Raw genomic sequence first — 18,902 nt, forward strand, 5'->3', positions numbered from 1 at the left:
CGGGACTATCGTCCCGCACGTCAACAAATCGGGGAACATTCGCCGCCCGGCCTGCGCTATGGTCGGGCCGGAATGGTGCGGGCCAACCGCGCCCCGATGTGGAGAGGCATGATGATCGCAGGCACCGTCAAGGAGATCAAGAATCACGAATATCGCGTCGGCCTGACCCCGGAGAGCGTGCATGAACTGACTGCGCATGGCCACCGGGTGCTGGTCGAAAGCGGCGCCGGTGAAGGGATCGGCGCCAGCGACGCGCTCTATGAGCGGGCAGGGGCGGAGATCGTCGCGGCCGCTGCCGATATCTTCGCCACGGCGGAGATGATCGTGAAGGTGAAGGAACCGCAGCCGCAGGAGCGTGCCATGCTGCGTCCCGGCCAGATCCTCTATACCTATCTGCATCTCGCACCGGACCCGGAGCAGACCCGTGATCTGATCGCATCGGGCGCGACCTGCATCGCGTATGAAACGGTGACGGATAGTCATGGCGGCCTGCCGCTGCTCAAGCCCATGAGCCAGGTCGCCGGTCGCATGGCGATCCAGGCGGGTGCCACAGCGCTGGAAAAGGCGCATGGCGGGCGCGGCGTGCTGCTGGGTGGCGTGCCGGGCGTACTCCCGGCCAAGGTTGTGGTTATCGGCGGTGGCGTGGTCGGCTTCAACGCGGCGCAGATGGCGGCGGGGCTGGGCGCCGACGTGACTATCCTCGATCGCAGCCCCGAAGTGCTGGAAAAGCTCGGCATGTATTTCGAGGCGCGGGCCAAGACGCGCTTTTCCAATCGCGCCAACCTCGCCGAATGCGTGGCGGAGGCGGATCTGGTGATCGGGGCAGTGCTGATCCCCGGTGCCGCAGCACCCAAGCTGGTGAGCGCCGACATGCTCAGGACGATGAAGAAGGGGGCGGTGCTGGTCGATGTGGCGATCGATCAGGGCGGCTGTTTTGAAACCAGTCATGCCACCACCCATGCCGATCCCACCTATATCATCGATGGCATCGTCCATTATTGCGTTGCCAATATGCCCGGCGCGGTCGCGCGCACCAGCACCTATGCGCTCAACAATGTGACCTTACCCCATGCGTTGCACATCGCCGAACTGGGCTGGAAGGATGCGTTGCGGCGCGATCCGCACCTGCGCGCGGGCCTCAATGTGTGGGACGGCAAGGTCACCTACCGGGCGGTGGCGGAGGATCTGGGCCTGCCCTACACGCCGGCGGAGGATGCGCTGAACTGAGGCAGCGCCATGCGCTGCGTTGCGCGCGCTGGGCCGGGGAGCGCCACTCCCGACGACTATGGTGCTGCTCTTTCTCATAGATCATCGGAGCGAAATTGTTTCTCCTGTGTCTCCTACTTTGGAAGAGGGGCTTGCGGGTTAGCGACCTTCGTTCGTTGAGCGGGGCAGGGGGACATGACCACATGCCCCCCATGCAGCTTGATTCCGCCGAAGAGAGGCATGGTCTAACATCATGGTCGATTACCCCACTTTCGCCGCCTTGATCCGCAAAGGCGAACGCAGCAACATGCGCGCTGGCCGCATTGGTCAGGAGGGGGCACGCTGATGCACGCTGATGTCATGACCTGGCTTGTCCCGCTCGTCTCGATGCTGGCTGCGGGCCTGCTGGCGGGCTTTGCCGCCGGCATCTTCGGAATCGGGGGCGGCTTCGTCGTCGTGCCGGCGCTGCTGGTCGTTCTGCCGCTGCTGGGCGGCACCCATGATGCCATTGCCCATGTCGCGATCGGCACTTCGGCCGCGACCATCATCGTCACCTCGATCCGCTCGCTGCTCAGCCATGCCAAGCGCGGCGCGGTGGAGTTCGAAGTGCTCAAGACCTGGGCGCCCTGGATCGTGCTGGGCTGCGGCGCGGGCGTCATGCTCGCCAGCCATGTCGACGGCACCACGCTCAAGATGATCTTCGGCGGCGGCGTCATCCTCATGTCGCTCAACTTCCTGCTGCCTAAGGTCAGCGGCAAGGTGGTCAGCGACCATATGCCTTCGGGCATCCTGCGCGTCGGCATCGCGGGCGGCCTTGGTACCTTCTCGTCGCTGCTGGGCATCGGCGGCGGCACCATCGCGATCATGGTGATGACTTTGTGCGGCCGCACCATCCACCGCGCCATCGCCACCGCCTCGGGCATCGGCACGCTGATCGCCATCCCGACCACCATCGGTTTTGCCATCATCGGCCTCAAGGAAGGCGGCCTGCCCTGGGGATCGTTCGGCTATATCAACATCCCCGCGACGCTGGCGATCGCGTCCATGTCGATGCTGACCGCACCGCTCGGCGTCGCCGCCGCGCACAGCTTGCCGGCCGGCCCGCTCAAGAAGATCTTTGGCATCTATCTCCTCATTATCGGCGCCCTCATGCTGCGCGCTGGCCTGAAGTTCTAAGAGTCTGTTTGGAAAATGCGCGAGAGCGCGCATTTTCGACGCTGCACCGGCCCGCCCCCCCACGCGACCGCCCATCAGGTACCATGTCTGGGCAGTCGGGTGGGGGGGCGGGCCGGTGCGGATGCGCCAGAGGCGCATTTCCAAACAGATTCTAAACTCCCCAAATCTGATAGTGCGGAAGGCCGCCAGCGACACGCTTTAACAGGCTTTGTCACTGGCGGCCTTTCGCGTTATCTGCGAGCGGGGGGACCATGATGGCGCAGGCGGACGCAATTTCTGTATTGCTGGTGGAGGATGACGAAGCGGCGCGTGCCAATATCGCCGCCATCCTCGGTGGCGCCGGCATGGTGGTGGAACAGGCGATAGACGGGGCCACCGGCCTCAATCGCGCCGGCGGCGGCAGCCACGACGTCATCATCCTTGATCGCATGCTGCCCCATCTGTCGGGCATCGACATCGTTACCCGCCTGCGCGTTGCGGGCGTCGGTGCGCCGGTCCTGATGCTGTCCGCACTCGGACGTAGCGAGCATCGGGTGGAGGGGCTGGAAAGCGGCGTCGACGATTATCTCGCCAAGCCCTTCGAGCCGGACGAACTGGTCGCCCGCGTCCGCGCACTGTGGCGCCGCGCCAGCCGCCGCAGCCATGAGCCGGTGCTGCTGTTCGGCGATCTGGAATGCCATGTGAAGGCGCGGACGGCTTTCCGCCAGGGCAAGCATCTGCCGCTCTCGCCCAAGGAATTCGAGCTGTTCCGCTATCTTATGGAACATGCCGGTGAGGTGGTGACGCGCGAAATGCTGCTGCGCCAAGTCTGGAAACTCAGCTTCGATCCCCAGACCAATGTGGTCGACGTCAATGTCGGTCGCCTGCGCCGCAAGCTGGAGGACGGGTTTGACGGGCCGGTGCTGGAAACCGTCTGGGGTACCGGCTATCGGCTGATCGCGGCGACGGGACCGGGCCTTGCCTAGACCCGATCTGTTCCGCTCGGTCTTCGGGCGGGTCACCCTGTCGGCGCTGCTGGTCAGCCTGCTGTCTACCCTGGCGCTGTTCCTGGTGGTGCAGAAGATCGTCGATGATGACGGTCGGGCCATGCTGGCGCGCGAAGTCGATACCGATCTGGCCGGTCTGGCCGATATCTATCTCAGCAGCGACGTGGTGGAACTGCGCGAACGAATCGCCGATCGTCTCGCGATGAACCGGGAGGATGGCGAACGCAGCTGGTATCTGCTGACCGATCCGGCTGGCCGACGCCTCGCGGGTAATCTTGATCGCTGGCCCGTCATCGCCTCTGAAGTGTCGGAGGCGCGCTATATCACCCTGCCGGACGGCGATCGCATGTTCGCCCGCGCCACCCAATTGGGCACCGGCGCCCGCCTGCTGGTGGGGCGCAGCAGCTATCGTGGGCAGGCGCTGCTCGGTCGCCTCGCTACTGCCTTCGCCGTTGCTGGGGCGGGGATCGCGTTGCTCAGCCTGGTGGCGGGTCATTTCGCCGCCCGGCGGCTGCGCGCCCGGGTGGAGGTGGTGAATGCCATCTTCGCCGCGGTACGGGCCGGGCGGATTGCCGCGCGCGCGCCCGGTGCCGGGTCCAACGACGAACTGGCGGAACTGGCGGCCAATACCAACGACATGCTCGATCAGGTCCAGCGGCTGGTGGAGGCGCAGCGCGCCGTGTCGGACCAGACCGCGCACGAGATTCGCACCCCGTTAATGCATCTCGATACCCGCATCCTCAAGGCGATGGAAAGTACGCAGGACGTCGCCCTGCTGCGCACGCTGGACCAGTCGCGGGCGGAAATTCGTGGCGTCGTCCGTCTGCTCGATTCGCTGCTGGACATTGCCGGCACCCAGGCGATGCGGGGCGACCCGCGCGGCCTGGCCGAAGTCGACCTCAGTGATATCGCCGAAAGCCTGGCCGACCTTTATGGCGCCAGCGCCGAGGATCTGGGCATTGGTTTTCATGCGCGGATCGCGCCGGGCGTGCGCAGCCGCGCTGACCCGATGCAGATGACGCGGCTCATGTCCAACCTGCTCGACAATGCGTTCAAATATGTGCCGAGCGGGGGATCGATCATCCTCGAACTGGCGCCCGGACCGCATATCGTGGTACAGGATAACGGGCCGGGCATCCCGGCCGCCGACCGCGAGCGGGTGTTCGAACGCTATGTCCGGCTTGACGGCGCGCGGGGCGGGGGGCATGGCCTTGGCCTTGCGCTCGCCAGGGCGATCGCAGAGCGGCACCAGTTGTCGCTGCATGTGGAGGACGCCGCGCCCGGCGCGCGCTTCGTGCTCCAGCCGGAGGACCGCGATGATTAGGCTGCTCTTGCCAGGATTGCTGCTCGCTACCGGCCCCGCTGCGCCGGCTGCGGACCTGTCTCCGTCCGATCCGGTGCTGCGCACCCTGCTGGAGGGGGAGGCGGCCGAAGGCGCCGGCAATCATGCGGCCCTGCTCGACACCGCGCAGATTCTGAAGGCGCTGGGGGCGACACCCGCCGACGGGCAGGCCGATCTCGCGACCCAATGGACGCAGGAGGCCAGCGACCATGGCGTCACCCGTTCCGGCCTCGGCTTTCGCGGCCGCGCGCTGGGACCGGCCTATCGCCACGGATCGATCGGCGCCCGCGGCAGCATGACCGTGCGCCAGCTCTTCCTTGCCGGACAACGCGCCCAGATATCGGTCGCGCCGGCGCGGGGGGCTGCCAACCTGTCGCTGCGGGTGCAGGGGGCGGACGGCAATACGCTTTGCGCCAAGCCGATCGGCGGGGTCCAGGCGGATTGTGCCTGGCTGCCGCTTTTCACCGATCGCTATGATATCGTCATCGAAAATGGCGGCACCGCGCCCGCGGCCTTCTATCTGGTCGTGCGCTGAACTCTACCTGGCTGATATGACGGCATAAAAACGGGTTTTCGAGCATTTTTCGCGCAACGCTCCGTCGTCTCCTCTGCTCACTTCATCCATTCTGCACATCCGTTCAGGCGAAAAGACCGGGGGGTGGGGCGTTGTGATGGTCATGGTTCAGATCGAAAGAGGAGAAGAGCCCATGACTCGTTCGAAGATTCTCGCCGCCGCCGTCGCACTGGCCATGGTGCCCGCGGCCGCAATCGCGCAGGAAGGCCCGGTCAGCTATGAGGAGCAACTGGCGCAGGTCGAAACCCAGCTGGTCTATCAAGCCCCGATCGCCGGGGTCGAAAACAATTATTGGTTCAACTATCAGACCGACCTGGCCGAGGCGCGCAAGGAATTGACCAAGGATCTGCGTCATTCCTCCGATGCGGAGGACAATCGCGACGCCTGGGAGGAATATCGCGCCGAACTGGCCGATGCCCGGGGCGACTATGCCAAGGAAATGGCCGAAAAGGGCTATCCGGTCGGCGAAGTGCGAGTTCTGACGGATAATGGACGCTGATCGATAATCGATAATCGAAGGGGCAGGCGCGGCCTGCCCCCTCAATCGTCTCCGGGGTCGCGGAAATTCAGCCGTCGCGTGACCGTATAGTCCAGCACGCCCACCAGCAGATAGCTGATCCATTGTTTCAGCAGGGTCAGGCCGCTCCGCCCGGCGCGATAGGCCTCCAGTTCGATCTGCCGGCTCGCCCCGGCCTCCCGCCCGATAAAGTCGCGTACCTGCGCCGCAAAGCCGGCATCCTCGATCCGCAGCATCACCTCCAGGTTGATGAACAAGCTGCGCATGTCGAAATTGGCCGATCCCACATAGACGGCATCGTCGATGACGATCAGCTTCATGTGCAGCTTGCAGGCCTGATATTCGAAAATCTCCACGCCGCGCTTGAGTAACGGCCCATAAAGCAGCCGGGCCGCCGCCACGGTGGCACCATTGTCGGATCTGGCGGGCAGGATAAGGCGCGCACCCCTGCGCCGCGCCGCGCGCGCAATGCGCTTCAGCATGCCCCGCCCCGGCGAGAAATAGGCGGCGATCATGTCGACCTGGCCGGCCTGCTCCAGATCATGTTTCACCACCTGCGCCCAAGGGCTCAGGCGTCGGGTCGGTCCGCCGATCAGCCAGCGGAACGGGTCCGCCGCCTCATGATGCAGCGAGGGATGCCATTGTCGCACCATATGCCGCAGCGTGCGGAAACGCTGCCTGTGCGTCGATGTCCAGCGCCATAGCTGGCCATACCAGCGCGTCATCGCCTCGACCTGCTCGCCCTCGATCAGCAGGCCGACATCGCGCCAGCAATCGCCGGCGGGAATGCCGAAATAGCCGTCTTCGACATTGAAGCCGCCGATCATCAATCGCCTGTCGTCGGCGATTGCCATCTTCTGATGGTTGCGGATCAGATAGCGGGTGGTGCGGCTGGTCCCGAATCGCGCGAAATGGGCGCCGGCCTCGATCAGTGGCGCGAAGAAGCTGTCGGGCGTGTGCGACGATCCGAAGCCGTCGACCATCAGCGTCACCGCCACGCCGCGCCGGCGCGCAGCGATCAGCGCATCGCGCACCAGCGTCCCGCTGCCATCGGCCGCGAAAATATAATAATAGAGCTTCAGCCTGTGGCGGGCGCCGTCGATCAGCGTGATCAGGGTATCGCGCAGTGCAGGCCCGTTGGCGATCAGGCGCAGGTGATTGCCATGCAGGGCAAGGCGGATATCATCCGCATCGGTGCAGGCAGCAGCAGGCTCGACGGTCGCCATGGCCTCTTCATGCCCCTTTTAATGGCGGCCCGCCATGGCTTTATGGCCTTTTCATTGACTCTTGGGAGGGGCGCTGCTAGGCCGCCAGTTCTGAATTTTCCATTCCTTGTGAGCAGGAGGCCCTGTTTGGCCCGCGTTACAGTCGAAGATTGCGTCGACAAGGTTACCAACCGCTTTGATCTCGTCCTTCTCGCCGCCCAGCGCGCGCGGGAAATTTCCGGCGGTGCCGAGCTGACGCTCGACCGCGACCGTGACAAGAATCCGGTCGTTGCCCTGCGTGAGATCGCCGAAGAAACCGTATTGCCTGCCGATCTTCATGATTCGGTCGTCGCGTCGCTGCAGAAGGTGCAGATTGACGATGATGATACGCCGGACGAAATCGGCTCGATCGCCCAGTCGGCGGAGGCCCTGCGCCTCACCGCTGCCGCGCCGCCGCGTAACCAGAATATTGGCGGCGACTACGACGGCTGATCGCCTGAAGAGTTTGGAGAGGGAATGAGGCTCGGCCTGCGCAAGCGGGACCGGGCCTCGACCTTTTTGGACAGGAAGAAAGGCGCGGGGGATATCTCCTCCGCGCCTTTTCTATATTTGCGCTCCTGAAACAGGATGCGGTTGGATTGAACCGCATCCTGTCCAGATGACTTTATAACGCCTTTAGCAGCTCGAATTGCGATCGATTGCTCGGCCGGCCAGCGCGCCTGCGCCTGCGCCGATGATCGTGCCCGGTGCGCGGTCGCCGCGGGTGTCGACTGCGCGGCCCAGCAGAGCGCCCGCTACACCGCCCAGCAGCAGCCCGGTGGTGCCGCCCGACTTGCGGCAGCGATAGCGGCGGTCGTCGCGATAATCGCGGCGGTCGGCATAGCGATAGCCACGATAATGATGGTCGCCGCGATAGTCGCGATGATAGCCGCGACGATCATGATCGCGGGCATAGGAGGCCGACGGGACCACGGCGGTCATGGTGGCGGCGGCCATAGCGGCGGCCATGATGGCCTTACGAATGAACATGGTGCTTCTCCTCGAACCTGCACTGTGTGTCTGTGATTGAAGTTATGGCACGCGCGGCTTGTTACGATCCTGAACCGGCCTGTTATCTACTGTTCAGCTAAGCAATATAGACACTTATAGCGACAGCGCCTGCTGCCCTGCGCCCTGGTCCGGCAAGGCCCAGTCGATCGCCCCGCGTCCCTTCGCTTCCAGAAAGGCGTTGGCCTTGGAAAAGGGCCGCGATCCCAGAAAACCGTTATGTGCGGACAAGGGAGAGGGGTGAGCGGACTTGATGACCAGATGCCGGCTCTGGTCGACAAAGCCCGCCTTGCGCTGCGCATAGGCGCCCCACAAAAGGAAAACGACCGGCTCCTCCTTCTGTGCGACGAGGCGGACGATCGCGTCGGTGAACAGTTCCCAGCCCTTGCCCTGATGCGATGCGGCGCGGCCCATTTCCACCGTCAGCACGCTGTTCAGCAGCAGCACGCCCTGTCTCGCCCAATGTTCCAGAAAACCGTGGCGCGCCCGCGGAATACCCAGGTCGGTCTCCATCTCCTTGTAGATGTTGACCAGCGACGGCGGCGTCCGCACCCCCGGCTGCACCGAAAAGCACAGGCCATGCGCCTGCCCCTCGCCATGATAGGGGTCCTGGCCCAATATCACCGCCTTTACCTGATCCAGCGGCGTCAGGTCCAGCGCGCGGAAATATTCGCTGCCCTTGGGAAAGATGCGCTTCCCGGCCGCCTTTTCGGCCTGAAGAAAGCCTTTCAGCCCCTGCATATGCGGGGCGGCAAATTGTTCGGCCAGCGGCGCGCGCCAGCTTTCGTCCAGCTTGATGGTATCGCTCATGCCCGCCAGATGGCGCGCGGCGCAGAGCCCTGTCAACTTGGGTCATCAACTGGGCGCATATGCGGGGCTGGATCGCGGTAAACGGCCTTGCCTCGCGCGCCGTGATCCGTAACAGCAGAACCATGCCGCTTCACCGTTCACTCAGCCTGCTGGCCGCCTTTGGCCTGTTCTTCGCCCCTCTGCCCAGTGCCGACGCCTTCGGCCCGCCGCCCAAGTCGCTGATCCAGCAGACGGCTGAAGCCAAGCTGCTGGCCGAATTCACCCGATTCGCCACCCTGTCCGACGGGACCGTCGGCATTGCCGTGCGCGATCTCCAGACCGGCGAGACGCAGAGCTTCAACGGCGACACGCTCTTCCCCATGGCCAGCGCCTACAAGGTCGCCGTGGCTGGCCGCATCTTCGCGCTGGTCGATGCCGGTCAAGTGCGACTGGACGACCAGCTTGCGCTCGATCCCGCGCTGGCCAGCGAAGGTGGCATCGCCTGGATGTTCAACCGCCCCGGCGCGACCCTGTCGGTCGACCGGTTGCTCGAACTGATGCTGCAAAAGAGCGACAATAATGCGACCGACGTGCTGGTCGCGCGCGCAGGCGGGCCACAGGCGATCACCGCCTTCGTGCAGAAGCTGGGCGTCACCGGCCTGCGCGTCGATAATGATACCGCGCATCTTCTCTATCGCGCCATGGGCATTCATCCGCTTTCGGGCAGCTTCCGCCAGAACGCCGACGCGGCCCGCCGGGCCAATCCGCAACTGGTGACGCGCGATATTCGCGACCTGCCCAATCTGGCCTTTGCGATGGAGCAGGAAGATACGTCGACGCCGACGGCGATGCTCGATCTCATCACCGCTTATGAATCGGGCCGCGCCCTGTCGGCGGCCAGCACCCAGCGCCTCTTCACCATCATGGCCCATTGCGAGACGGGCAAGAAGCGGATCATGGGCATGTTGCCGCCCGGCACGGCGGTCGCGCACAAGACCGGATCGCTCAACGGCACCGGCAATGACGTTGGCATCGTCCGCCTGCCTGACGGTCGCCGCTTCGCCGTCGTCGCCTTCGTCATGAAGGACAGCAAGGGCCATGTCTCGCGTGACCGGATCATCGCGGAGGCATCGCGTGCTGCCTACGACTATTTCCTCTACGCTCCCGATCGGGCGCACGGTCTGGCGCATAACGGTTAACATGGATCAATCCGACCGTTAGTCTGCCTACATAGAGGATGCCGAAAGAGAAGAGCATGAGCAGCATCACCCGTTTTCGGGATTTTTGGCCCTATTATCTCCAGGAACATGCCAGGCCGGGTACCCGCGCGCTGCACTATGCCGGCACCAGTCTGGTCGTGGGCCTGCTCGCGAGCCTGCCCTTTGCCGGCGGCTGGTGGATGGCGGCGGCCGTGCCGCTGGCCGGCTATGGCTTCGCCTGGGCCGGCCATGGCCTGATCGAGCGCAATCGCCCCGCGACCTTCCGCTATCCTATCTGGTCGCTGCGCGCCGACTTCGTGATGTGGTATCGCTTCCTTACCGGCCGCATGGGGCGCGATCTGGCTCGCGCCGGCGTGCGTCCGGACGGCACGGTCGATCCTGCCCGGCGCCTTTCGGCCTGAACCCGCGCCGACCGGCTTGACCCGTCCCCGCGCTCTGCCACAAGGGGCGCGATGACATTGTCCGCGACCTTCTCGCAGCCTGATCGGGCGACCCTGGCGCAGCGCTGGCAGGCGCTGGAGGCGCGGTCGGACGGCAGCTTCTTCCTCGGCTGGACTTGGGTTTCGGCCTGGCTCGACAGCTATGGCGTCCGGCCCGACCTGCTGGCCGTTACCGACGCATCGGGAACCGATGTCGCGCTGGCGCTGGTCGGCCATGCGATGCAGCCGCGCCTGCTGGGGCCGGCTGCGACGCTCAGCCTGAACCAGTCGGGCGATCGCCAGGCGGACCGGCCTTATGTCGAATATAATGGACTGCTGATGGAAAGGGGGCGGGAAGTGGAAGCCACTGCCGCTGCGCTGGCCGCGCTCACGCGTCGCCGCGACTGGCGTGCGCTGCGCCTCAGCGGCGTCATGCCCGATTCGCCCTTGCTCGCCCTGCCGGCCCGCCGTCGCACCCGCGTCGATCAGTCGCCGGTCTATCAGGTCGATCTCGACGCCGTGCGTGCCGCCGACGGCGATTATCTCTCCCTGCTCAGCAGCAATACGCGCAGCCAGATCCGGCGCGCGATGAAGGATCATGGCGGCCCGCTCCCTGATGTTACCGTCGGTGGCCTGGACGATATCGCGCCCTGGCTGGACGAGATGGCGGCGCTGAACGGCGGTCGCCATGCCGACAATGCGTGGGACGATGCCGGCTTCCGCGGCTTCGTCGGCGCGATCGCTGCGCGGGGCCTGCCCAGCGGCGCGGTCGAACTGCTGCGCTTTACCGATGCCGGCGGCGTGGTGGGGCTGCTGGTCAATTTCGTCCATCGCGGCGTGGCGATGAATTATCAGTCAGCCTTTGCGGCGCCGCGCACGGCCAAGGACAAGCCGGGGCTGCTCTGCCATGCCGCAGCCGTCGGCCATTATGCCGCGCGCGACCTCAACCGATATTCGCTGCTCGCAGGCAAGGATCGCTACAAGCAGAGCCTCGCCACCTGCGAGGAAGCCCTCGAATGGTGGGTGCTGGAACGGTTCAGTCCCCGGCTCGAAGCCGAAGCCCTGCTCCGCCGTCTGCTCAGGCGCCCAGCTTCCGCATGATGCGGTAGACGAGGCGACGGATACCCTGCGTCTCGGGCTTGGCGCTGACCTTCCCGACCGGCAGGTGACGCTTGCGCAACAGGGCGTTGAAGCTGTGCAGTTCGCCTTCGGCCACGCTGCGTTCCGATCGCCATGTCACCGACAGGCTGACCGATACGGTCGGGCCATTCTCGACGAAATGGGGCGCCTTCACCGGCACATGGATGGCGTCGCCCGGCTCCAGTCGCACCGCCGTGCCGCGCGCCTTGAACCCGTCCTGCCAGATAAGGTTGCGATGGCCGCCGCCATGGAAATCCTCGCTCTTCTGCGCGGGAACCAGATCCTCGTCGCGCGCGGGGAAGACGGTCATCGTTTTCTGCCCCATGATCTGAAGCAGGATATTATGCTCCGGGTCCATGTGGAACGGCGTCACACTGCCGGGGGAGGACAGGAAGATGAAGGCTTCCCGGTGCAGCATCGGCCCCGTCTTCTGCGTGACGATCGGCTCCAGTTCCGCGAGCGCATCGTCCAGCAGCGCCGCATAGGCCGGGTCACGCTCCACATTCTTCAGCACCGCCCAGCTGCCATTCGTGTCGATCGTGCGGATCGTTTCGCCCAAGGTCAGCCCGTTGGACGGCGTTTCTTCGGCCGTCACGCCCAACGGTAGCTTGCCCAGATTATATTCGACCGAACTGGCCGGCATCCGTTCGGCCAGCGTCGCCAGTGCGTCCAGCGTCAGCAGCCCATGGCCTGTAAGGCCGTGGCTCAGCTTGGTCGACTGGTCGGGATAGGCGGCGGCGAAGATGGCGCGCGCGGCATCGGGGAAGGTGGCGCCGGCGGCCGGCGCGATCGGGCTATGGGCGGTCATGCCTGTCCTTTCAGTCTTCGGGCGAGCGCTTCGACGCCGTTGGCGATGGCGAAGGCGGCGCTGCGCTGCATCCGTGCCATGCCGCTGCCGTGCAGCGCGATACGATATTGTACGATGGTCCGTCGTTCGGCCCACAGGCTGTCGATCATCGGGTGGTCGGCGGCGGCGCAACTGTCCATCCAGCCGATCGTCGGGTCGGCCTGCACTGCGTGGAGGTTGGCGATCTCGATCAGTACGCCCGGCGAGAAGCGACCCAGCGCTTCGTCGAAAGCGATCTTGAAGGAAAAGGCGCCGTCGCCATGGCGGAAATTGACCAGCATCGCGATCGCCCGATCGTCCAGATCGATCCGCAGCATGTGCAGGCGCCCTGCATCGAAGGCGGCGGCGCAAGCCGCGCGGAAGAAAGCGGCGTCGGCCGGCTTGCAACTGAGCGCCGTGCCTTCCTGTCCTTTCCATCCGGATGCCTCCAGCGCCAGGAAATCGTCGCACCATGGCCCGAGATCATCTCGCTGGCTCAGCATTCGTGTCTCGACCGTGCCAAGTTCTGCCAGCCGCTTTTGCAGGCGCCGCAATTCCTTGCGCTTCTTCGACCGGACATGCGTGTCCCAATAGGCGTCCGCGCTCAGGTCCGACCGCAGCATCGCCCGGTCGTACCGATGGATTTCCAGCCTTCCGCGCCGCTGCTCGACGCACAGCGCCTCCAGCGCGGCGGCATTGGCGCCGGCCGCATCCAGCCCCTCCAGATGCAGGAAGCGCCCAGCCCAGGGCGCTGCGTCCAATTGGGCCAGAAACCCGCGCCATGCCGCAATCTCCTTGCCCCGGCGAATGATCGGGGCGCCGAAGAAGCAATGATCGTGCATCCAGTTGGAAACGCAACTGATCGGCAGGCGGCCATGCCGCGTCCGGCGCACCACCGGAAACAAGCCGATCGTCTCCTCGCCATCCCGTGCCTCGATCAGATGCACATCCTGCCCGGCGGCCAGATGGTCGATTGCTGCGCCCAGCATGTCGGGCGCGTAAAAGGCATTGGCCTCCGCTGCCTCCTGCGCCAACGCCTGCCAGCGCGCACGCTCGCCTGGCCCGCTGGTGTCGGGGGCAGGGGCGATGGTCGGGAGCGTAGGATGGGATGCCATGTCCATGGCCCTGCCATAGGCGACAAAGATTAGGGTGCGGTAAAGATGCCGGAAAGCCTGCCTGTCGTGCACCGGTCATGGCGGGCTGATAGCCGAAGGGGCTTTACAAGCCGCCGCCGATTGTCCGAGAGGAATGGGACGAAACGGGCGCGATGGCCGCCCAACTGCACCCATGCCGAGAGGGAGATGCATGACGATCCTCGTTACCGGAGCTGCCGGATTCATCGGCATGCATGTTGCCGATCGGCTGATGGCGCAGGGCCATGCCGTCGTCGGCATCGACAATATGAACGATTATTACCCCGTTTCGCTGAAGCGCGATCGCATCGCACGGCTACAGGCGACCCATGGCCGGCTCTTCACCTTTCACGAGCTGGATTTTGCCGATCTGGATGCGCTGCATGCTGCGCTTGCCGACCAGGTGATTGAGTCGATCATCCATCTCGGTGCCCAGGCAGGGGTGCGCTATTCGCTCATCAATCCTCATGCCTATGTCCGCTCCAATCTGGCCGGCCATGTCAACATGCTGGAACTGGCGCGGGAGCGGCGGGTGCGGCACCTGGTCTATGCCTCCTCTTCCTCCGTCTATGGCGGCAACGACACCCTGCCGTTCCGGGTCGAGGACCGGGTCGAGCATCCCGTCTCCCTCTATGCCGCGACCAAGCGGGCCGATGAACTGATGAGCGAGACCTACGCCCATCTCTTCCGTATCCCTATGACCGGGCTGCGTTTTTTCACGGTTTATGGCCCTTGGGGGCGGCCGGACATGGCGATGTGGATTTTTACCTCGAAGATTCTTGCCGGCGCACCGATCCCCGTCTTCAACCATGGCCGGATGCAGCGCGACTTCACCTATATCGACGATATCGTCAGCGGCATCATCGGCTGCCTTGATCATCCGCCCGCAGATGACGGCGCGATCAAGGCCGGCGGCAGCCGCGCGCCGCATCGCCTCTATAATATCGGCAATAATCAGCCCGAAGAGCTGATGCACCTCATCGCCATATTGGAGGACGCGATCGGCAAAAAGGCGGAGATCGACTTTCAGCCGATGCAGCCGGGTGACGTCCATGCCACCTATGCCGACATCAGCGCCATTTCACAGGATATCGGCTTCGCGCCGACGACCGGAATCGAGTCGGGTGTACCGCGATTCGTGCAATGGTATCGCGACTATCATGCTGCATCATGACGTTAATGACTGGGCATATTCGTGAAACGATAAAAAGTTCCACGGCTCACCGCTGAAAAAAGTCGCTTCATCTTGCGCCATTCTGGTTCTTAGTGATTTGATCGCTTCAAATTTTCTTTCGCACCTGCAAAATATATTGCCATAAGTGCCTGAAACGGCGTAAGCCATCATCCCATGCTGGTTGTGAAACCGGCTAGGGGTCGCGGAACGAGGGAAAGACGACACATCGAATACGATGGTTCGTCGCCGTGGATCCGATCGGGGTCTTCCGGTCGGTTGAAACGGATAAAAGGGCAAACGCGTGTCGACACCAGCTTCGAAGATCGTCCCGTTCGGCTCCGGTAGCCGTATCGTGGAGACTGCCTGCCGCAGTCTGTCCATTGCAGCCTTCGGGCTCAATGCGCTGGAGGCGAAGTTCGCTGAGCGCGATTTTGCTGCGACCTTTTTGCGAGTCATCGGCGTCATCATGAAGGTGCGTGGTCGCGTGATCGTGACTGGCATCGGCAAGAGCGGCATCGTCGCGCGCAAGATGACGGCGACGCTCACCTCCACTGGCACCCCCGCCATTTTCCTGCATCCGGCCGATGCGGGCCACGGCGATCTGGGCATGATTACCCCGGACGATGTCGTGCTGATGCTGTCGCATTCCGGCGAATCGACCGAACTCGGCCCGATCATTCATTATTGCAAGCGCTTCGCGATCCCGCTGGTCGCCATTACCGCACAGGAACAGAGCACGGTGGCGATGGCGGCCGACATGTCGCTGCTGATGCCCGAAGTGGAAGAGGCCTGCCCCAATTCGCTGGCGCCCACCACCTCGACTACGGTGCAGATGGCACTGGGCGACGCGCTCGCTATCTCGCTGATGGAAATGCGCGGCTTTTCGGCCGACGACTTCCATAAGTTCCACCCCAATGGCCGACTCGGTGCGCAATTGCTCAAGGTACGCGAACTGATGGCGCAGGGTGACGATGTGCCGATGGTGCGCGAGGATGCCTCGCTGCTGGACGCCACCATTGAAATGACCCGTGCCCGCCTTGGCGGTACGGCGATCGTCGATCGCAACGGCCGGCTGATCGGCGCCTTCACCGATGGTGATCTGCGCCGCACGGTCACAGGCAAGCAGAACCTGACTGAAGCGGTCGGCCGTTTCATGACCATGACGCCGCTGGCTGTCAGCCCGGACGAACTGGCGTCCGAAGCGTTGCACCTGATGCACGAACGGAACATCATGTTGCTCTTCGTCTGCGACAATGGTCGGCTGATCGGCGCCGTCCACATGCATGATCTGCTGCACGCCGGGGTTGCCTGAGCCTTCTCGTCGTCATTCCCGCGCGGGCCGGATCGTCCCGCCTGCCGCGCAAGCCGCTTCGCCTGATCGCCGGGCGGACTTTGCTTCATCGCACCATCGCCATGGCGCGCGCCGCGATCGGTGCGCGCGCCGATGTGGCGCTGACCGTCGCCACCGATGATGATGCCATCGCCGATCACGCCCGCGCTGTCGGGTGCGATGCGGTGATGACGGACAGTGCCATTGCCACCGGATCGGGGCGTGCGCTCGCCGCCGCGCTGGCGCAGCCGGAGCCACCCCGTTTCATCGTCAACCTTCAGGGGGATTCGCCCTTTCAGCCGGAAGGTGCGCTGGGCGCGGTGATCGCCGCGTTGCAGGCGGGCGCGCCGGTCGCGACGCCGGTCATCCAACTCGACTGGCCGGCGCTCGATGCGCTGCGCGACCACAAGACCCGTTCGCCGTTCAGCGGCACTACCTGCGCCCGTGCGCCAGATGGCCATGCCCACTGGTTTTCCAAGACGATCATCCCCGCCATTCGCGGCGAGGAAAAACTGCGCGAAACGACGCCCCGCTCGCCGGTCTGGCGGCATGTGGGCCTTTATGGCTATGCGCTGGATGCGCTCCGGCGGTTCGAGGCCTGCCCGCCCACGGCGCTCGAAAATCTGGAGGGGCTGGAGCAGCTGCGTCTACTCGAACTCGGCATCCCGGTCGTGACCGTCGCCGTCGATCCGCCGCGTTTCGACAGCAGCGGTATCGATACCGAAGCGGACATCAGCCGGGTCGAGGCGCTGATCGCGCTGCATGGCGATCCGACGCCGCCGCTCTGAGCCCAGTCATCATGCGCCGTATCTTCATCATTCGCCACGGCAACACCTTCGCCAGCAGCGTCGAGGCGCGGCGCGTTGGTGCCCGCACCGACATTCCGCTGGTGGAAAGCGGCCATGCCCAGGCCGACCGCCTCGGGGACTGGTTCGCTGTGCAGGCGCTGCCGATCGACCGTCTCTATTCCAGCCCTTTGCTGCGCGCCCGCGAAACGGCGGATCATATCGCGACCGCGACAGGCCATGCGCGCGACGCTAGTCTCGACTGGCTGGGGGAGATCGATCATGGCCCGGACGAGGGGCGGCCGGAGGCCGAAGTGCTGGCCCGGATCGGGGTGCAGGCGCTGGCCGACTGGGATGAGCGAGGCATCGCGCCAGATGGCTGGATCGTCGACGCCGACCGGCGCATCACCGCCTGGCGCGCCTTCTTCGCGGAGGGCAGGGCGGGCATCGACTTGCTGGTGACCAGCAACGGCGCCGCCCGCTTCGCCCTGCTAGCCGCCGGCCTGCCGCTCGGTACGCTCAAATTGCGGACCGGGGCCTTTGGCGAACTGGCCGTCGATGATAACGGCACAGTCACGCTGATCCGCTGGGACGAGCGACCCTAGCCACTCTGAAAGGTGGTTTCTTCCACAAGATCCGTTCGCCCAGAGCCTGTCGAAGGGGCACGCGCTCAGCCGCACTCCACCGTGACATGCTCCATCCGCGGCAGCGCCCGCACCCGCGCCCGCACTCTGGGCGCGTCGGCGCCGGGGGCCAGGCTGATGATCGCGGCATGGGCATGCGGCCCGATGCGCCACACATGCAAATCGCGGATGGTTGCGCCTTCCGCCTCCACCAACCCGCGCACCCGCGCCATCAGGGCTGGCTCGGCGGTGTCGAGCAGGATCGCTGCGGTATCCTTCATCAGCCCCCAGGCCCAGCGCGCGATGACGACCGCGCCCAGCAGCCCGACCGCCGGGTCCATCCACCACCAGCCCAGATAACGTCCGGCCAGCAGTGCGGCGATCGCCAGCACCGATGTCAGCGCGTCGGTCAGCACGTGCACATAAGCGGCGCGCAGATTATTGTCGCCATGCCCCTGCTCATGATCGTGCCCGTCATGATCGCCATGCTCATGCCCATGGTGCCCATGCCCGTGATCGTGGCTATGGTCATGCCCCAGCAGGAAGGCGCTGATGATGTTGATGATGAGGCCAACCGCCGCCACCAGCGTCGCCTCGCCAAAGGCGACATGGATCGGCTGGAAAAAGCGCATGCCCGATTCGATGGCAATGAACAGGGCGGTGCCCATCAGCAGCAGCGCGGAGGCGAAGCCGGCGAGATCGCCGACCTTGCCCGTGCCGAAGGTGTATCGCGGGTTGCGAGCATGGCGCTTGGCATAGCCATAGGCTGCCGCCGCGACCGCCAGCGCGCCCGCATGGGTCGCCATGTGGAAACCGTCAGCCAGCAGCGCCATCGATCCGGTGATCCATCCGAAGACGATCTCCACCACCATTGTCGCGGCGGTCAGCCAGACGACCCACAGGGTCCGCTTCGCATTCTGGTCATGCCCGGCGGACAGATAGATATGATCGAAATAATGGCTTTCCTCGCCATCGTCCGATGCGGGCAGGGCAGGCGCATCATGGCTATGGTCGCCATGATCATGGCCGTGCCCATGATGATGGCCGCCGGAATGATTATGATCGTCGTGCATTGTCATTTCCCGTAGCGGCGGATCAGCGCCAGCATTTCCTCGGTTGCGGCGGCGCGTGCGTCATCGGACAGGCCCGGCCGGGCAACATGCTCGCGCATATGCTGCTCGATCAGTTCTTCCATCAGGCTGCCCACGGCGCCGCGCACCGACGCGACCAGTTGCAACGTTTCCGAACAGCCCGCGTCGCCGGTCAGTTGCCGTTCGACGGCGGCGACCTGGCCCGCGATGCGGCGCACCCGCGCCAGCAATTTGTCTCGATCCGCGATGATGTGCATAGGATACCCCCCTATACTATATTTCCGGAGACGCCTAGCCCTCCTTTCGCCTAACAGGGGGC

General features: G+C 64.7%; 21 protein-coding genes. 14 read left to right on the forward strand and 7 right to left on the reverse strand.

The window, feature by feature from the left end:
• Positions 1-111 precede the first annotated feature (111 nt).
• From ald to ACNHGR_RS16505, 6 genes are all read left to right on the forward strand, one after another.
• Entirely contained in the window at positions 112-1,227 is a 1,116-nt protein-coding gene (gene ald / locus ACNHGR_RS16480) for an alanine dehydrogenase (protein WP_184272360.1), read from the forward strand.
• Positions 1,228-1,551: 324 nt separating this feature from the next.
• A complete protein-coding gene (locus ACNHGR_RS16485; RefSeq protein ID WP_184269499.1) occupies positions 1,552-2,382 on the forward strand; it encodes a sulfite exporter TauE/SafE family protein in 831 nt (276 codons plus the stop codon).
• Positions 2,383-2,636: 254 nt separating this feature from the next.
• Positions 2,637-3,347 carry a response regulator transcription factor gene (locus ACNHGR_RS16490; protein WP_184272362.1) on the forward strand — a complete coding sequence of 237 codons (711 nt, stop codon included), beginning with the start codon at positions 2,637-2,639 and terminating at the stop codon, positions 3,345-3,347.
• Entirely contained in the window at positions 3,340-4,692 is a 1,353-nt protein-coding gene (locus ACNHGR_RS16495; protein WP_475287466.1) for a sensor histidine kinase, read from the forward strand. Before ACNHGR_RS16490 ends, ACNHGR_RS16495 begins: the two co-directional genes overlap by 8 nt.
• Entirely contained in the window at positions 4,685-5,245 is a 561-nt protein-coding gene (locus ACNHGR_RS16500; protein ID WP_184269503.1) for a hypothetical protein, read from the forward strand. Before ACNHGR_RS16495 ends, ACNHGR_RS16500 begins: the two co-directional genes overlap by 8 nt.
• A 172-nt stretch (positions 5,246-5,417) precedes the next feature.
• Positions 5,418-5,783, forward strand: coding sequence for a hypothetical protein (locus tag ACNHGR_RS16505; RefSeq protein ID WP_184269505.1), 366 nt, complete (start codon positions 5,418-5,420; stop codon positions 5,781-5,783).
• 41 nt (positions 5,784-5,824) lie between these two features.
• Here ACNHGR_RS16505 and ACNHGR_RS16510 read toward each other — a convergent pair whose 3' ends face one another.
• The gene (locus ACNHGR_RS16510; protein WP_475287468.1) at positions 5,825-7,027 is read right to left on the reverse strand and encodes a phospholipase D-like domain-containing protein; all 1,203 of its coding nucleotides are present in this window, start codon (positions 7,025-7,027) and stop codon (positions 5,825-5,827) included.
• 126 nt (positions 7,028-7,153) lie between these two features.
• Between ACNHGR_RS16510 and rpoZ the strand changes: the two genes are divergently transcribed.
• On the forward strand, positions 7,154-7,498 hold the full coding sequence (gene rpoZ / locus ACNHGR_RS16515) for a DNA-directed RNA polymerase subunit omega (protein ID WP_007708529.1): 345 nt from the start codon (positions 7,154-7,156) through the stop codon (positions 7,496-7,498).
• A 183-nt stretch (positions 7,499-7,681) separates the two neighbouring features.
• On the opposite strand, the gene ACNHGR_RS16520 is transcribed toward rpoZ, so the two are convergent.
• Together ACNHGR_RS16520 and ung are read right to left on the reverse strand one after the other, a co-directional pair.
• Positions 7,682-8,035 (reverse strand): glycine zipper 2TM domain-containing protein, encoded by a 354-nt coding sequence (locus ACNHGR_RS16520; RefSeq protein ID WP_184269508.1) that lies wholly within the window; start codon positions 8,033-8,035, stop codon positions 7,682-7,684.
• 114 nt (positions 8,036-8,149) lie between these two features.
• Positions 8,150-8,863: a uracil-DNA glycosylase gene (gene ung, locus ACNHGR_RS16525; protein WP_475287470.1), complete on the reverse strand. Its 714-nt coding sequence runs from the start codon at positions 8,861-8,863 to the stop codon at positions 8,150-8,152.
• Between the two features lie 122 nt (positions 8,864-8,985).
• Here ung and bla point away from each other — a divergent pair, with 122 nt between their 5' ends.
• The 3 genes from bla to ACNHGR_RS16540 are packed head-to-tail and all read left to right on the forward strand — an operon-like array spanning position 8,986 to position 11,582.
• Positions 8,986-10,041, forward strand: a complete 1,056-nt coding sequence (bla, locus tag ACNHGR_RS16530) for a class A beta-lactamase (RefSeq protein WP_184272364.1) — start codon at positions 8,986-8,988, stop codon at positions 10,039-10,041.
• A 56-nt stretch (positions 10,042-10,097) separates the two neighbouring features.
• Entirely contained in the window at positions 10,098-10,463 is a 366-nt protein-coding gene (locus ACNHGR_RS16535) for a DUF962 domain-containing protein (RefSeq protein WP_184269510.1), read from the forward strand.
• A 51-nt stretch (positions 10,464-10,514) separates the two neighbouring features.
• Complete coding sequence (locus ACNHGR_RS16540; protein ID WP_475287472.1) at positions 10,515-11,582, forward strand: GNAT family N-acetyltransferase; 1,068 nt, start codon at positions 10,515-10,517, stop codon at positions 11,580-11,582.
• Here ACNHGR_RS16540 and ACNHGR_RS16545 read toward each other — a convergent pair.
• Positions 11,560-12,429, reverse strand: coding sequence for a cupin-like domain-containing protein (locus ACNHGR_RS16545; RefSeq protein ID WP_475287474.1), 870 nt, complete (start codon positions 12,427-12,429; stop codon positions 11,560-11,562). The two genes, ACNHGR_RS16540 and ACNHGR_RS16545, sit on opposite strands and share 23 nt — an antisense overlap.
• Complete coding sequence (locus tag ACNHGR_RS16550; protein ID WP_475287476.1) at positions 12,426-13,568, reverse strand: GNAT family N-acetyltransferase; 1,143 nt, start codon at positions 13,566-13,568, stop codon at positions 12,426-12,428. Before ACNHGR_RS16550 ends, ACNHGR_RS16545 begins: the two co-directional genes overlap by 4 nt.
• 184 nt (positions 13,569-13,752) lie before the next feature.
• Here ACNHGR_RS16550 and ACNHGR_RS16555 point away from each other — a divergent pair, with 184 nt between their 5' ends.
• From ACNHGR_RS16555 to ACNHGR_RS16570, 4 genes are all read left to right on the forward strand, one after another.
• The gene (locus ACNHGR_RS16555) at positions 13,753-14,754 is read left to right on the forward strand and encodes an NAD-dependent epimerase/dehydratase family protein (protein WP_475287478.1); all 1,002 of its coding nucleotides are present in this window, start codon (positions 13,753-13,755) and stop codon (positions 14,752-14,754) included.
• Between the two features lie 352 nt (positions 14,755-15,106).
• Positions 15,107-16,066 carry a KpsF/GutQ family sugar-phosphate isomerase gene (locus ACNHGR_RS16560; RefSeq protein ID WP_475288457.1) on the forward strand — a complete coding sequence of 320 codons (960 nt, stop codon included), beginning with the start codon at positions 15,107-15,109 and terminating at the stop codon, positions 16,064-16,066.
• Positions 16,063-16,872: a 3-deoxy-manno-octulosonate cytidylyltransferase gene (kdsB, locus tag ACNHGR_RS16565; RefSeq protein WP_475288458.1), complete on the forward strand. Its 810-nt coding sequence runs from the start codon at positions 16,063-16,065 to the stop codon at positions 16,870-16,872. The genes ACNHGR_RS16560 and kdsB overlap by 4 nt, the downstream gene beginning before the upstream one ends.
• Before the next feature lie 11 nt (positions 16,873-16,883).
• A complete protein-coding gene (locus tag ACNHGR_RS16570) occupies positions 16,884-17,474 on the forward strand; it encodes a histidine phosphatase family protein (protein WP_475287480.1) in 591 nt (196 codons plus the stop codon).
• A 65-nt stretch (positions 17,475-17,539) separates the two neighbouring features.
• Here the strand turns inward: ACNHGR_RS16570 and dmeF are convergent, their stop codons facing one another.
• Both dmeF and ACNHGR_RS16580 read right to left on the reverse strand, forming a co-directional pair.
• Complete coding sequence (gene dmeF, locus ACNHGR_RS16575; protein ID WP_475287482.1) at positions 17,540-18,571, reverse strand: CDF family Co(II)/Ni(II) efflux transporter DmeF; 1,032 nt, start codon at positions 18,569-18,571, stop codon at positions 17,540-17,542.
• Entirely contained in the window at positions 18,568-18,840 is a 273-nt protein-coding gene (locus ACNHGR_RS16580) for a metal/formaldehyde-sensitive transcriptional repressor (RefSeq protein WP_184269519.1), read from the reverse strand. The genes dmeF and ACNHGR_RS16580 overlap by 4 nt, the downstream gene beginning before the upstream one ends.
• Positions 18,841-18,902: the final 62 nt, after the last annotated feature.

The sequence above is a fragment of the Sphingobium sp. RS1 genome, from assembly GCF_056156825.1.

What these genes read in the sequence shown, in the direction of transcription:
- bla (WP_184272364.1), top strand. Translation starts at nt 8,986, where the DNA reads ATGCCGCTTCACCGTTCACTCAGCCTGCTGGCCGCCTTTGGCCTGTTC.
- ACNHGR_RS16485 (WP_184269499.1), top strand. Translation starts at nt 1,552, where the DNA reads ATGCACGCTGATGTCATGACCTGGCTTGTCCCGCTCGTCTCGATGCTG.
- ACNHGR_RS16520 (WP_184269508.1), bottom strand. Translation starts at nt 8,035, where the DNA reads ATGTTCATTCGTAAGGCCATCATGGCCGCCGCTATGGCCGCCGCCACC.
- ung (WP_475287470.1), bottom strand. Translation starts at nt 8,863, where the DNA reads ATGAGCGATACCATCAAGCTGGACGAAAGCTGGCGCGCGCCGCTGGCC.
- dmeF (WP_475287482.1), bottom strand. Translation starts at nt 18,571, where the DNA reads ATGACAATGCACGACGATCATAATCATTCCGGCGGCCATCATCATGGG.
- ACNHGR_RS16550 (WP_475287476.1), bottom strand. Translation starts at nt 13,568, where the DNA reads ATGGACATGGCATCCCATCCTACGCTCCCGACCATCGCCCCTGCCCCC.
- ACNHGR_RS16580 (WP_184269519.1), bottom strand. Translation starts at nt 18,840, where the DNA reads ATGCACATCATCGCGGATCGAGACAAATTGCTGGCGCGGGTGCGCCGC.
- ACNHGR_RS16535 (WP_184269510.1), top strand. Translation starts at nt 10,098, where the DNA reads ATGAGCAGCATCACCCGTTTTCGGGATTTTTGGCCCTATTATCTCCAG.
- ald (WP_184272360.1), top strand. Translation starts at nt 112, where the DNA reads ATGATCGCAGGCACCGTCAAGGAGATCAAGAATCACGAATATCGCGTC.
- ACNHGR_RS16505 (WP_184269505.1), top strand. Translation starts at nt 5,418, where the DNA reads ATGACTCGTTCGAAGATTCTCGCCGCCGCCGTCGCACTGGCCATGGTG.
- ACNHGR_RS16490 (WP_184272362.1), top strand. Translation starts at nt 2,637, where the DNA reads ATGGCGCAGGCGGACGCAATTTCTGTATTGCTGGTGGAGGATGACGAA.
- ACNHGR_RS16510 (WP_475287468.1), bottom strand. Translation starts at nt 7,027, where the DNA reads ATGGCGACCGTCGAGCCTGCTGCTGCCTGCACCGATGCGGATGATATC.
- ACNHGR_RS16540 (WP_475287472.1), top strand. Translation starts at nt 10,515, where the DNA reads ATGACATTGTCCGCGACCTTCTCGCAGCCTGATCGGGCGACCCTGGCG.
- ACNHGR_RS16555 (WP_475287478.1), top strand. Translation starts at nt 13,753, where the DNA reads ATGACGATCCTCGTTACCGGAGCTGCCGGATTCATCGGCATGCATGTT.
- ACNHGR_RS16500 (WP_184269503.1), top strand. Translation starts at nt 4,685, where the DNA reads ATGATTAGGCTGCTCTTGCCAGGATTGCTGCTCGCTACCGGCCCCGCT.
- ACNHGR_RS16570 (WP_475287480.1), top strand. Translation starts at nt 16,884, where the DNA reads ATGCGCCGTATCTTCATCATTCGCCACGGCAACACCTTCGCCAGCAGC.
- ACNHGR_RS16545 (WP_475287474.1), bottom strand. Translation starts at nt 12,429, where the DNA reads ATGACCGCCCATAGCCCGATCGCGCCGGCCGCCGGCGCCACCTTCCCC.